The organism is Ruegeria jejuensis, from assembly GCF_041537905.1.
Taxonomy (GTDB): Bacteria; Pseudomonadota; Alphaproteobacteria; order Rhodobacterales; family Rhodobacteraceae; genus Ruegeria_C.
Genome location: NZ_JBGRUO010000019.1, coordinates 40,724 through 54,142, shown reverse-complemented (window position 1 = coordinate 54,142; position 13,419 = coordinate 40,724). Strand labels below are relative to the sequence as shown.

General features: G+C 61.6%; 14 protein-coding genes. 3 read left to right on the top strand and 11 right to left on the bottom strand.

Annotated elements, in window-relative coordinates; genetic code table 11:
* Positions 1-6: 6 nt before the first annotated feature.
* The 11 genes from pstA to AB1E34_RS19195 all read right to left on the bottom strand — a co-directional run bounded on the left by pstA (position 7) and on the right by AB1E34_RS19195 (position 10,931).
* Positions 7-1,353, bottom strand: a complete 1,347-nt coding sequence (pstA, locus tag AB1E34_RS19245; protein WP_372573938.1) for a phosphate ABC transporter permease PstA — start codon at positions 1,351-1,353, stop codon at positions 7-9.
* Positions 1,350-2,822 (bottom strand): phosphate ABC transporter permease subunit PstC, encoded by a 1,473-nt coding sequence (gene pstC, locus AB1E34_RS19240; protein WP_372573937.1) that lies wholly within the window; start codon positions 2,820-2,822, stop codon positions 1,350-1,352. The genes pstA and pstC overlap by 4 nt, the downstream gene beginning before the upstream one ends.
* Positions 2,823-2,902: 80 nt before the next feature.
* Positions 2,903-3,943: a substrate-binding domain-containing protein gene (locus AB1E34_RS19235; RefSeq protein ID WP_372573936.1), complete on the bottom strand. Its 1,041-nt coding sequence runs from the start codon at positions 3,941-3,943 to the stop codon at positions 2,903-2,905.
* 181 nt (positions 3,944-4,124) lie between these two features.
* Positions 4,125-5,171, bottom strand: coding sequence for an ATP-binding protein (locus AB1E34_RS19230; RefSeq protein WP_372573995.1), 1,047 nt, complete (start codon positions 5,169-5,171; stop codon positions 4,125-4,127).
* Between the two features lie 5 nt (positions 5,172-5,176).
* Complete coding sequence (locus AB1E34_RS19225) at positions 5,177-6,367, bottom strand: trans-sulfuration enzyme family protein (RefSeq protein ID WP_372573935.1); 1,191 nt, start codon at positions 6,365-6,367, stop codon at positions 5,177-5,179.
* Positions 6,364-6,888 carry a gamma carbonic anhydrase family protein gene (locus AB1E34_RS19220; protein WP_372573934.1) on the bottom strand — a complete coding sequence of 175 codons (525 nt, stop codon included), beginning with the start codon at positions 6,886-6,888 and terminating at the stop codon, positions 6,364-6,366. The genes AB1E34_RS19225 and AB1E34_RS19220 overlap by 4 nt, the downstream gene beginning before the upstream one ends.
* Positions 6,885-7,526, bottom strand: a complete 642-nt coding sequence (gene gmk / locus AB1E34_RS19215; RefSeq protein ID WP_372573933.1) for a guanylate kinase — start codon at positions 7,524-7,526, stop codon at positions 6,885-6,887. Before gmk ends, AB1E34_RS19220 begins: the two co-directional genes overlap by 4 nt.
* Before the next feature lie 12 nt (positions 7,527-7,538).
* Entirely contained in the window at positions 7,539-8,429 is an 891-nt protein-coding gene (locus tag AB1E34_RS19210; RefSeq protein ID WP_372573932.1) for a YicC/YloC family endoribonuclease, read from the bottom strand.
* 177 nt (positions 8,430-8,606) lie between these two features.
* Positions 8,607-9,668, bottom strand: a complete 1,062-nt coding sequence (locus AB1E34_RS19205; RefSeq protein WP_372573931.1) for a methyltetrahydrofolate cobalamin methyltransferase — start codon at positions 9,666-9,668, stop codon at positions 8,607-8,609.
* Positions 9,669-9,678: 10 nt separating this feature from the next.
* A complete protein-coding gene (locus tag AB1E34_RS19200) occupies positions 9,679-10,608 on the bottom strand; it encodes a methylenetetrahydrofolate reductase (protein WP_372573930.1) in 930 nt (309 codons plus the stop codon).
* A gap of 26 nt (positions 10,609-10,634) precedes the next feature.
* Positions 10,635-10,931: a virulence factor gene (locus tag AB1E34_RS19195; protein ID WP_372573929.1), complete on the bottom strand. Its 297-nt coding sequence runs from the start codon at positions 10,929-10,931 to the stop codon at positions 10,635-10,637.
* 243 nt (positions 10,932-11,174) lie between these two features.
* Between AB1E34_RS19195 and AB1E34_RS19190 the strand changes: the two genes are divergently transcribed.
* The 3 genes from AB1E34_RS19190 to AB1E34_RS19180 are packed head-to-tail and all read left to right on the top strand — an operon-like array spanning position 11,175 to position 13,409.
* Entirely contained in the window at positions 11,175-12,287 is a 1,113-nt protein-coding gene (locus AB1E34_RS19190) for a Ppx/GppA phosphatase family protein (protein ID WP_306194280.1), read from the top strand.
* 17 nt (positions 12,288-12,304) lie between these two features.
* Positions 12,305-12,640 (top strand): hypothetical protein, encoded by a 336-nt coding sequence (locus AB1E34_RS19185; protein ID WP_372573928.1) that lies wholly within the window; start codon positions 12,305-12,307, stop codon positions 12,638-12,640.
* 52 nt (positions 12,641-12,692) lie between these two features.
* Complete coding sequence (locus AB1E34_RS19180) at positions 12,693-13,409, top strand: RlmE family RNA methyltransferase (RefSeq protein ID WP_372573927.1); 717 nt, start codon at positions 12,693-12,695, stop codon at positions 13,407-13,409.
* The last annotated feature ends 10 nt before the right edge of the window (positions 13,410-13,419 follow it).

Sequence of the window (13,419 nt, the reverse complement as noted above, 5' to 3'; positions counted from 1 at the left end):
CCTCCATTACCAGCGGCGCTCAAAGCGGCGACGCAGGATTACGGCCACAGTGTTCATTGTAACAAGAAAGATCAGCAGGATGATAATCCCGCCCCAGGCGCGTTCATAAAACGCCGGGTCAGCCCGTTTCGCCCATTCGTAAATCTGCGCGGGCATGGCCGAGTTCGGCGACAGCAAGCCGCTTGCGACGCTGTCCGGCGCGTTCGAGGCGATGAACCCGACCATGCCGATCAGCAGCAGCGGTGCAGTTTCCCCCAGCGCCTGTGCCAGCCCGATGATGGTGCCGGTCAGGATGCCCGGCGCGGCCAGCGGCAGCACGTGGTGGAACACCGACTGCATTTTCGAGGCCCCGACCCCAAGCGCCGCATCGCGGATGCTGGGCGGCACTGCTTTGAGCGAAGCGCGTGTTGAGATGATGATGGTCGGCAGTGTCATCAGCGTCAGTACCAGACCACCCACCAGCGGTGCCGACATCGGCAGGTGCATGTAGTTGATGAAGACCGCCAGGCCCAGAATACCGAACACGATGGAGGGCACCGCCGCCAGGTTCGAGATATTGACCTCGATGATATCGGTGATCCAGTTCTTGGGGGCGAACTCCTCCAGATAGATCGAGGCGGCCACGCCGATGGGCAGCGCCAGCGCCAGAACTACCAGCATCATGAAGAGCGAGCCGATCATCGACACCCCGATCCCCGCAGCTTCGGGCCGCTGGTCAGAGGCATCCGCGCCAAAGATGAAGTCCAGGTTGAAGGATTTGACGATCACGCCATCCGCCACCAGTTGATCCACGAAATCCAGTTGCGCTGGTGAGATCGACTTGTCATTGGCGATGCTCTCCCGGCTGACCCGGCCTTTCATGTAGCCATCGACGCGGGAATTGGCGAGGAAGCGGAATTGAACCGTCTCTCCGATCTTGTCCGGGTTGGCGATCACATAATCACGCAGCTGCGCAGCCGCACTTTTGGACAGGATTGCAGCCTGGTCCTTGGCCGACAAATCGGTCTTGATGCCGAGCTTCTCAACCTCCTTGCCGATCGCGTCCTTAATCAACGGCGAGTATCCGAAGGTCGAGACCTTCTTGATCTCGTCCAGATTGCGGTTGCCGTTCTTGTCCAGCTTGTCCTCGGCCAGCGTCACCTCCAGCGTGATAAAGGTTTGCGTGAACGCCCCGGTACCACGGCTGACGATGTTATAGACCAGCGTGATCAGCATCAGGAGGCCAACCGCAATAGCAAGGATACCGTAGAGCTTGAACCGGCTTTCCGCCCGGTTGCGCTTTGCGGTGCGCGCGTCTTGCGACAGCAGCGAACTGGTGCGCTTGGGCGCACCGCTTTGACTGATATCGGTCATTCGTACTGCTCCCGGTATTTGCGCACGATGTAAAGCGCCAGAATGTTCAGCCCCAGCGTCAGAACGAACAAGGTCAGACCCAGCGCAAAGGCCACCAGCGTCTCGGGGCTGGCAAAGTCCGTGTCCCCGGTCAACTGGCTGACAATCCGCGTGGTGATCGTGGTCATCGATTCCAGCGGGTTGAGCGCGAATTTCGCGATCGCGCCCGCGCCCATCACAACGATCATAGTTTCACCGATGGCACGCGATGCCGCCAGCAGCACCGCGCCAACGATGCCAGGCAGCGCTGCGGGCAAAACAACCTGCCGCACGGTTTCGGATTTGGTCGCGCCCAGCCCCAGCGAGCCGTCGCGCATCGACTGGGGTACCGCGTTGATGATGTCGTCGGACAGCGAGGACACGAACGGGATCAGCATGATGCCCATCACCACACCCGCCGTCAGCACCGAGGTCGCTCCGGCCATCCATTCGACGCCCAGCAGGCCACCCTTGCCAAAGAAATCCACCAGCATCGGACCAACGGTCAGCAGCGCGAACAGGCCATAGACGATGGTTGGGATACCAGCGAGAATTTCCAGCAGCGGCTTTGCGAAACTGCGGGTCGCTTTGTTGGCATATTCGGCCAGATAAATCGCCGCAAACAAACCGATCGGCACCGCGACCAGCAGCGCGACGAACGAGATATAAAGGGTGCCCCACAAGAGCGGCAGGATCGACAGTTCTGAATCGCCCCGGAAGTTCGGCGCCCAGGTGCCACCGAAGAAGAAATCCTTCCACGAATGCAGGCCGAAGAAATTCATCGTCTCGAACAGCATCGAAAAGACGATGCCAACCGTGGTCAGGATCGCCAGCGACGCCGCCAGGATCAGCAGGACCAGAACACCCCGCTCGACCACGTTGCGGGCGCGGAAATCCTTGTGGGTGCGCGCATAGGCAATCGCCAGTCCGGCCACTGCCAGCAGAGCGACAACCAATGTCATCGCGTGTTTGCCGGTGGTGGTCATTTGCCGGTAGTTTTGCGCCGCTTCCAGAACTTCGGCCCTGACCTCGGCCCCAAGTGCGACGCCGACCTCACCCAACCGGGCGCGGATATCACTGGCTTCGGCGTTAAGAGACTGCGACTCCGCCAGGGTCATCGCCCCTTGCTCGACGGCAAAGTCCAGACCGCTGGCGACCCGGCGCACATCGGACATGATCAGGCTGCGGGTTGACTCCTCGGGGATGGCCTCGTCCGGGATTATGTCCGAGACCGCGTTTTCGATAACCAGCGGCTGCGCCAGCAACCAGATGATCAGAACGCCCAAGGCCGGGATGAGCGCGGCAAAAGCGACGTTCAGCCCGTAGTAATTGGGCAAAGAGTGCAGCGCCCGCGCATCGCCACCGGCAGATTGAAGGGCGCGTTTGCGACCCAGCACATACCCGATGGCGGCGAGAACAAGCACCGAAACGACCAGCCAGAGTGTTGGCATCGGTTTGCAATCCGTTGTCGAAGGAAGGGGAAATACCGGGGCGATCAACCCGCCCCGGCCACATCATGCGGGCGTCCCGATCAGGAATTGCCGCCCAGAACCGCCTCGTCGGCAACCGCGCCTTGCGTGTCGCTCAGCTCGGGGTCTGAGACCAGGCCATATTCGGCGAGCGGGCCGTCGGGGCCAGCGACTTCGTCAGCGACGAAGAACTCGGCATATTCCTTGAGGCCGGGGATCACGCCGATATGGGCTTTCTTGACGTAGAAGAACAGCGGGCGCGAGACCGGGTATTCGCCGGTTGCGATCGACTCGGTCGAGGGAACGATGCCCGACATGGTCGCAACCTGCAGCTTGTCGGTGTTGTTCTCGTAGAAGGCCAGACCAAAGACGCCGATGCCGTCCTTGTTGCTTTCGATACGGGCCAGCGTCTCGGTGTAGTCGCCGTCGATATCGACCGATTTGCCATCGGTGCGCAGAGCGATACAGGCTTTTTCGGCGGCTTTCTTGTCGTCGCCATTTGCGGCTTTCAGCGCGTCGAACGCGCCGGTGTGCTCGCAGCCCGCCAGGATCACCTTGTCCTCGAACACTTCACGGGTGCCGTGCTTGGTACCGGGGATGAAGGCCTGGATGTCAACGGCCGGGAAGTTCGGGTTCACGTCGGCCCAGGTCACGTTCGGGTTGTCGACCAACTGGCCATCCACCAGAACCTTGTCGGACAGTGCCAGGAACCAGTCATCGGGCGTGAATTCGTAGGAGTTGCCCGCGATGTCGCTGGCAAAGACGATGCCATCATAGCCGATGCGCACTTCGATGATGTCGGTCACACCCGCTTCGGCACATTTGGCGATCTCGGTGTCCTTGATCTTGCGCGAGGCGTTGGCCACGTCGATGGTGTTTTCGCCCACACCTTCGCAGAACCGCTTCAGACCTGCGGACGAGCCGCCCGATTCCACCACCGGTGTCGGGAAGTCGAAGTTTTCGCCAAAGGCTTCGGCGACGATCGAGGCATAGGGCAGAACGGTCGACGACCCGGCAACCTGAACCTGATCACGCGCGGCAGCAGCCGTTGCCGAAACAGCAGCGATGGCCAGCGCCGAGGCGGAAAGTTTCACAAAGGACATTTCAGTCTCCTTGGTAGAGAATTTGCAGCGATCACCCTCATGATGATCTCGTCGCGGTAGCTAGCCGCGCTGCGTTTGCCTTTTGTGACAGGTTTGTAACAGTCGTATGACAATTGGGGTTTGATGGAAAAAAAGTTAATGCACGTTTATGCACGTAAAGCTTTGTTTTAAAATAAATTCCCTAGTTAGCCGCCGCAGTCCCCTGCGGCAGAATGACCGTAAACACCGATCCCTGCCCCAAGTCGCTTTCGATCCGCAGGCGACCGCGATGGCGGTTGATGATGTGTTTGACGATCGCGAGCCCCAGCCCGGTCCCGCCCAGCTCGCGTGAGCGGTGGCTGTCGGCACGATAGAAGCGCTCGGTCAGCCGAGGTAGATGCACAGGGTCGATGCCCGGTCCCTTATCGGCCACCAGAATGCGTGCTGATGGAGCACGCAGGGCCGGATCGCGGTCCTTTGAGGTCAGCGAGATGTCGACAACGCCGCCACTGCCGCCGTATTTGATCGCATTCTCGATCAGGTTGGTGAAGACCTGCCGCAGTTGATCGGGATCGCCCGCGACCAGAACCGGATTGTCCGGCGCGATCAGCTTCATCGCGACGCCCGCTTCTTCGGATAGCGGCTTGATCGAGTTCAACGTCGATTTCAGCAGCCCGTGCAGGTCGACCTCCGCGCTGGGGCGCACCCTTTCCTGGCTTTCGACCCGGTTCAGCGACAGCAGATCACCGACCAGACGGTTCATCCGGCTGGCCTCTCCCTCCATGATCTGCAGGAAGCGCTCGCGGGCGACATTGTCGTCACGGGCCGGGCCGCGCAGGGTTTCGATGAACCCCATCAGCGCGGTCAGCGGTGTGCGCAATTCATGGCTGACATTGGCGACGAAATCGCGCCGCATCTGTCCCGCCTTTTCCATCGGAGTCACATCGGTGAAACACAGCAGCGCCCCCAGATCGGGGATATGGCGGCAGGACACATCAAAGGTGACGTCCTGTCCGTCCTCGCTGGACAGCAAACGCGTGCGCGTCGATTCCTGACGCCGCAGACAGCGCTCCAGCGCGTCAATCACCGGAGGTTGGCGCAGGATTGTGGCGAAATGCCTGCCGACGATCTGACGTCCCAGCAACGCCTGCGCCTCGGCGTTTGCGCCGATGATCCGCTCTGACGGATCAACGATCAGCGCCACCAGCGGAATTCCGGCCAGAAGCCCGCGAATGGTCTCCTCGGGCAGCGATGTCATGTCCCGGTGGCCTCGGCAACGGCCTGCGAGAAGATGCTCTTGAGCAGGTCCGGGTCTTCCAGACCGACGGAGACCCGAAAGAACCCTTCGGTCAACCCGCGCGACGCACGCTCTTCAACGCTCAAAGCACGGTGAGAGGAGGAGGCGGGATGCGACAGGGTAGTGCCGACATCGCCCAGCGTTGGTGCAAAGCTCAAACCATCCGCTGCCCGGGTGAAGGCATTGGCAGCGGCGCGGCCGCCGTCCAGCTCAAAGCTGACCATGTTACAGCCCTGCCCGTTCAGCAGCGCCATGGCGCGGGCATGATCGGGATGATCAGCGCGCGTCGGGTAGAGCACCCGTTTGACGCCCGGCAGCGTCGCAAGATGATCGGCCAGCAGCGCCGCGCTGGCCTGCGCCCGGTCGAACCGCAGATCAAAGGACAGCATGCCGCGTTCGGCCAGCCAGCAATCAAACGGGCTGGGGGTCAGACCGGTTGTCACGGAAAACACGCGCATGCGGTCGCTCAATTCCGGATCGCGGGCCACCGCGTAGCCCAGCATCACATCAGAATGCCCGGCCAGCAGCTTGGTGATCGAATGCAGCACGATATCCGCGCCGTGATCCAGCGGCCGGAACGCACGCGGCGTGGTAAAGGTGTTGTCCACCGCCAGCAGAATGCCACGCTCCCGGCACAGCGCTGCCAGCCCCTCAATATCGGCCACGTTCAGCGCGGGGTTCGAGACAACCTCGACAAGGATCATCCGCGTCTCCGGGCGGATAGCCGCTCTCATCGCGTCGATATCACCCGAGTCTGCCAGCGTCGTGGCGATCCCCAGACGCGGCAAATCCTCGGCCATCAGACGCAGAGAGCGCCCATAAAGCTGGCTGCCGCCAATGACGTGATCGCCCGCTGAAAGCAGCCCCATCAGCGCTGCCGTCACTGCCCCCATGCCAGAGCCGGTCACGATGCCGCCACTGGCACCTTCCATCGCATCCAGCCGCTTGGCCACCACATCGGCATTGGGATGCCCCTCGCGCGAATAGGTATAGCCCTGCACGCGGCCCTCATACTGGTCGTCCAGCGCGTCGGGCGTGTCCGAGGCGTAAACCACCGAGGGGCTCAGCGGGGTCGCAACCGGTCGACTGGCGCTTTCGGGCAGCGGATCGGGCCGGATGATCGAGCCCTTTTCGTTCCTGCCGCTCATGTGACCTCGACAAGACCGTCGCGAAAACGCCGCATGTTCTTTTGATAGTGCAAGGCGCTCAGCGTCAGTTTCTGCGCCGCCGCCTCATCCAGTTCACGCACCACCTTGCCCGGCGCGCCCATCACCAGCGAATTGTCGGGAATGACCTTGTTCTCGGTGATCAGCGCCCCTGCCCCGATCAGGCAGTTCCGACCGATCTTTGCGCCGTTCAGCACCGTTGCACCCATCCCGATCAGGGAGTTGTCGCCGATGGTGCAGCCGTGCAGCATGACCTTGTGCCCGATGGTACAATTCCTGCCGATACTCAGCGGAAAGCCGGGATCGATATGCATGACCACGTTTTCCTGCACATTGCTGCCCGCGCCGACACGGATTTCCTCGTGATCGGCACGCAGGGTTGAACCGAACCAGACCGAGGCCCCTTCCTCCAGCACCACCTTGCCGATCAGATGCGTACCGGGGGCGATCCAGGTGTCCCCGTGAATGTCCGGCGCGTGGCCGTCCAGAGCATAAAGTGTCATGTAAGCTCCTCGAACTGGGTTTGCAGATTGCGCACATGGCTTTGCAGCGTTGGTTGCTGAATGCGGCGCATCCGCTCGGCGCTGATGATGGTTTTCAGCCGCTCTTCGGTCGCGTCCAGATCGTCATTGATCAGGACATATTCGTAATACCCCCAATGGCTGATCTCATCCCAGCTTTTGAGCATCCGTTTGCCGATCACATCTTCGCTGTCCTGAGCGCGCGCTTCCAGCCGACGGCGCAGTTCGCGGATCGAGGGGGGCAGGATGAAGATCGACAGCGCGTGTTTACCCAGGTCGGAGTTACGGATCTGGATCTCGCCCTGCCAGTCCACGTCAAACAGCACATCGTTTCCGCCATTGATCGCGTCCAGCACAGGCGCAGCGGGCGTGCCGTAGAAATTGCCGAATACATGCGCGTGTTCCAGCATGCCGCCATCGGCGACGGTCTGTTTGAACCCCTCTTCGCTCATGAAATGGTATTCGCGCCCGTCCTGTTCGCCGGGGCGTGGCGCGCGGGTGGTGGCCGAGACCGAGAATTGCAGCCCGCTATCCCAGTGCATCAGCCGCCGCGCCAGGGTTGATTTCCCCGCGCCCGAGGGCGAGGACAGGATGATCAGCAAGCCGCGTCTGTCGGTCATGTGGCGTGTCCTTTATTCGACATTCTGTACCTGTTCTCGCATCTGGTCGATCACCGCCTTGAGGTCCAGCCCGATGGCGGTCAGATCGGTGTTCTGTGATTTCGAGCAGAGCGTATTGGCCTCGCGGTTGAACTCCTGCATCAGGAAATCCAGCTTGCGCCCCACCGCGCCACCTTTTGCGACAAGGTCGCGGGCGGCCTTGATATGCGCGCCAAGGCGGTCGATCTCTTCGGTTACATCCGCCTTGACGGTCAGGATGGCCAGTTCCTGCGCGACCCGGTCCGGGTCGGCCCCGTCGGTGTTTTCCAGCACCTTGGCGAGATTGGTTTTGAGCGTGTCGGCCATGGCCTCCTTGCGGGCCTCGGCGACGCTTGCGGCCTGTGTGGTCAGCTCTTCGATCCGGGCCAATTGCCCGTCCAGAACCTCGGCCAGAGCCGCGCCTTCGGCGGCCCGCATCTGAACGAAGGCCTGCACCAGCGCCTCGAATTCTGATTTCAGCTGGGCGATTAGCGGGGCCTGATCCTCTTCTCCCGCGCCCGCCTCCAGAATACCGCGCACTGAAAGAAGGTCGCTGGCTTTTGAAGGTGCCAAGGTGATGCCCCGATTCATCGCCTCGACCTCGATCTCGTGCAGGGCGCCCAACGTGGCCGCGAGGATGTCGTGGTTCAGCGAAAGCGCGGCGCCCTCTTCGTTTCGGGCAAGCCGCAGCGACAGAGTGATGTTGCCGCGCGCCACTGACTTCGCCAGAATGGGCCGCAGCGCGGCTTCCAGCCCGTCCAGCCAGTCGGGGACTCGCAGGCGCAGGTCCAGCCCCTTGGCATTGACACTGCGCAATTCCCAGCTCCAGGAAAACGGCGCATGTTCCCCTTTGCTGGAGGCGAACCCGGTCATCGACTTGATCATCACATCCCTCAACTGCGGCAGGTCGTTGCACCTAATGGCAATCCCCACCCCAGAGCAAGCCCCGAGCGGCGCGAAAAGCCGCTTCCAGGCGCCTCGCAAATCGCATGGCCTTGCTGTGTCGCTCAAAAAGAAAAGGCCGGGCATCAGGCCCGGCCTTTGTCCTTTTTCTGTCCGCCCTCAGGCGCGGCGGCGGCGTCCACCGGCGCGCCCACCACGGCCCCGGCCCTCTTCGCCGGCCTTGGCGGGGGCCTTGTTGGCCTTGATCCACTCGCCGCCATGCGGGTCATTGTTGGTCAGGAAGTTGGCGGCGCGAATGGCTTCCATCTCCTTGCCCGCGCGCGGCAGGGTCGAGCCCATACCGAACATCTGAACAAAGGCCTCGTCATCCATCCCTTCGGGCAGGATGATGCCCGCCGCCGCGACCTCGGCGCGTTTCTCGGCAATCTTCTTGGGGCCGATGGGCAGCGCCACCGGGTTCATGATCGCCGACGTCATGCCAGCACCCATCGCCATCGGCAGAAACGCGTTGTTGATGCCGTGACGGTTGGGCAGACCGAACGAGATGTTGGACGCACCACAAGTGGTGTTCACGCCAAGTTCTTCACGCAGACGGCGCACCAGCGCAAAGACCTGCAGACCGGCAGTGGCCATCGCCCCCACCGGCATCACCAGCGGGTCGACCACGATGTCATGGGCCGGGATGCCGAAATCGGCGGCGCGTTCGACGATCTTCTTGGCCACGGCAAAGCGCACATCAGGGTCTTCCGAAATACCGGTGTCGTCGTTCGAGATCGCCACAACCGGCACGTTGTATTTCTTGACCAGCGGCAGGATCTGTTCCAGCCGCTCTTCCTCGCCAGTGACCGAGTTCAACAGCGGGCGGCCTTCGCAGACCTCAAGCCCTGCCTCAAGCGCGCCGGGCACCGAGCTGTCGATACACAGCGGCACATCGACCAGCCCCTGCACCAGCTCGACGATCTTGCGCATCAGCGGCGGCTCGGTCTCGTTCGGGTTGGGGTTGGAGTTATAGACCACGCCCGCATTGATATCGAGCACGGTCGCGCCTGCCGCAACCTGCGCCAGGGCGTCTTTTTCGACGGTCGAAAAATCGCCCGCCTCAAGCTCGGCCGCCAGCTTCTTGCGGCCGGTCGGGTTGATCCGTTCACCGATCACGCAGAACGGCTGGTCAAAGCCGATGATCGCTGTTTTTGTTTTGCTTTCTACGATTGTCTGCGTCATGTCAGGCCTTTCACGCCGGATTTGCGGGGCGGGTACTGTCCCCGCCGTTCTTGATGGCCCAGTTGGCATTGGTCTTGATACCGCCAAGCGGGAAGAAGTGCACATTGGTGATGTTGAAATCCGGATTGGCCGCTTTATGCGCTGCCAGTTCGGTCACGACATCGGTCGGCTCATAGGGCAGCAGCAGCTTTGACACATCCATCGCGCGCTTTTGCAGCACCTTCAGCGAGGGACCCACGCCGCAGGCAATCGCGAACTTGATCAGCGTCTGCAGCTTGGCCGGGCCGGCAATGCCGATATGGATCGGAATGTCGACGCCTGCGGCCTTGACCGCATTGGCCCATTCGATGATCGGCTTGGCTTCAAACGCGAATTGCGTGGCCAGTGCCATTTCGGCATCGGTGCGCTCGCTGAATTTCTGTTTCCAGAGCAGAGCTTCATCGACGTTCTTGTTGGACCCGTCCGGATCGATGTCTCTATTGCCTTCGGGGTGACCGGCCACGTGCAGGCGTTTGAAACCGGCCTTGTCGAACAACCCGGTTTCCATCATCTGCATCGAACTGTCGAAATCGCCATGCGGTTTGGCGACACCACCGGCCAGCAGCAACGCCTGATCGACACCGGCTTCGCCCTGATACATGGCGATCCAGTTTTCAAGCGTGGCGGCATCCTTGATGATGCGGGCCGGGAAATGCGGCATCACCGGATAGCCGTCGGCAGCCAGACGCTTGGCGGTCTTGACCATGTCCTCGATCGGGGTCCCTTCGATATGGGCGATATAGACGCGGGTGCCCTCAGGCAGCAGCGCGCGGAAATCCTCGACCTTTTCGGCAGTGCGCGGCATGACCTCGATGGAATAGCCTTGCAGAAAAGCCTCGACGGTGGGGTTCACAGGGCCGTTTTCGACCGTGTCGCGTTTCTTGAAATTCAGCAGAGCCATCACGGCCTCCTTCAACGATTGCAGGCTCATGCCCACCCGTCATTTGCGATCAGGGTCTTGATCCGGTCCTGATCATACTCCGTTTCCAGACGCACAGCCTCGGCTTCGGCGATCTCGGACGGATCGCCCTCGACCGCATAAGGAGCAGCCTTGCGCCATTCGGCCAGATAGGCATCAGAATCCTTGGCGTTCACCTTCATCGCGGCACGGTCGATGGCTTGTTCGAACCGTTCCTCAAGCTGACGTTTGGCCCCACGACGCCCCTTGCCCACAATAACCTGGGCGGGAATGTCGCGCCAATAGACCACGGTGACGTCCGGCATAATTCTGATTCCTCCTGACTTCCTGACGCGCTTGATATCTGCCATTGCCGTAACGGGGCGGTTCGATTTCGACATCTCCCGTTTTCGCAGCGACGTTTTCTGCACGCGCGAGCCTAACGGATTTCCAACCGCAATGACCATCCATGCCAAACCCCAAATTGTTCATGACCTTCATGAGCGGGTTGCGCCGAACCTCGCCCCAACCTATGGTCGGGATAACTCGAAATCGGAGGGCGTGTAGATATGGCGCCCAAGCGTCCCAAAGGTGCGGGCGCGTTCCCGAAAGCGGTCGATACCCCCGCGCCGTCCCGGCCGGATCCCGATGCGCTCTATGCGGCGTTGGATCTGGGCACAAACAGTTGCCGTATGCTGATTGCCCAACCCTTGGGCAGCGGTTTTCATGTGGTAGACAGTTTCTCGAAATCAGTGCAACTCGGCGCGGGTCTGGAACGCACCGGTCGGCTGTCGCGTTCGTCCATGGCGCGCACGGTGCAGGCGATGCGGATCTGTCAGCAGAAGCTCAAGCGCAACCGGGTGACGCGAATGCGACTGGTGGCCACCGAAGCCTGCCGCCGGGCGAAAAATTCCCGCGACTTCACCAATCAGGTCAAGCGCGAGACCGGCCTGACGCTTGAGATCATCAAGCCCGAGGAAGAGGCCCGGCTGGCGGTGATTTCCTGCGCGCCGCTGGTCTCGACCAAAACCGAACAATTGCTGGTCGTCGATATCGGCGGCGGTTCAACCGAGTTGGTCTGGATTGACCTCAGCTCGGTGCCGCGCCGCGACCGGCCTGCGGCGATCATGCGGCTGCATGCGGGGTTTCACACCACAGACAGCCCCTTCCCCGCCGCCAAGGTGGTGGACTGGATTTCTGTACCACTGGGGGTGGCCACGCTGCGCGATCAGTTCAACGACGTGCATGACGACGCGGCACGGTTCGCGCTGATGAGTTGGTTTTTCGAGGAAAATCTGGCCGATTTCGCCCCATATAAGGACGAACAAGCGCGCGAAGGCTTCCAGATCGTCGGCACCAGCGGCACCGTCACCACGGTGGCCGCCTCGCATCTCGGGCTCAAGCGCTATGACCGCACCAAGGTGGACGGGCTGCGCATGACCAGCGATCAGATTGACAAGGTGATCCGGGGCTATCTGGAACTCGGCCCGCATGGCCGCCGCAAGGATCCCCGCATCGGCGAAGACCGGCAGGCCCTGATCATGTCCGGTTCGGCCATTCTGCAAGCGTTGCTGCGGCTCTGGCCCACCGACAGGCTCTCCGTCGCAGATCGCGGACTGCGCGAGGGGTTGCTTTACGCCCAGATGAGCGCGGATGGCGTGCTTGAAGACGGGCCATTCTGACCCCACCTCTATGGCACATGCCATTTACAACCGTCGCCATAACCTATCAGGCCTCAACGGCTGCGACCACGATCTGCGCTTTGGAAGCCGCAGGGTTCGATGTGCTGTGCCCCGGCTATATGATTGCAAACACGCTGCCGCATTTTGCGCTGGCCATCGGTGGCATCGCGATCAAGGTGCCCACATCGCAAGCCGAAGATGCCGCGGCGCTGCTGCGCAGTTTCCACCAGAATGAACAGTCAGAGGTGCCTTTGACCAGCAAGCTGCTGAACGGCGTCGGATGGTTGGTATTCGGGGCCTCATCCCCGTGGCCCGACATCATGATCCGCGAACCCGACGCACCCATGGCTTGATACCCACCGTGCCTGTCGATAAGCACGAGGTGGATTGCAGGAGATTGGTCCCATGGCAAAATCGCCGGGCGGAAAAAACACCTCGGGACGCGGGCAGCGTGACCTGAAGGTCAAGGTCAAGACCGCGCGCGGGCGTAAGCTGAGTTCGACGCGCTGGCTGCAGCGGCAATTGAACGATCCTTACGTGAAACGCGCGCAGGCCGATGGCTATCGCGGGCGTGCGGCCTACAAGATCCTGGAACTGGATGACAAATACCGCTTTCTGGTCCCCGGTGCGCGGGTGGTCGACCTGGGCTGCGCGCCCGGTGGCTGGCTGCAGGTTGCGGTCAAGCGGGTGAATGCACTGGGCGAGAAATCGGGCAAGGCGGTCGGCACCGTTCTGGGCGTCGATCTGCAGGAGGTCGAACCGGTCGCAGGTTCCGAGGCGCATGTGCTGGATTTCATGGCCGATGATGCCGACCAGCAGGTCAAGGACTGGCTGGGCGGCAAGGCGGATGTGGTCATGTCGGACATGGCGGCGGCCTCGTCCGGGCACAAGCAGACCGACCATTTGCGGATCATCTCCTTATGCGAGGCGGCGGCCTATTTTGCCTTTGACGTGCTGGAAGACGGCGGCACCTTTGTGGCCAAGGTGCTGGCAGGCGGGGCCGAAGGTGATCTTCAGAAACTGTTGAAACAGAAATTCACCAAGGTTGCGAATGTGAAACCCCCCGCCTCACGTTCGGACAGTTCGGAAAAATTCGTGGTCGCGACGGGGTTTCGGGGCTAGGAACCATCCC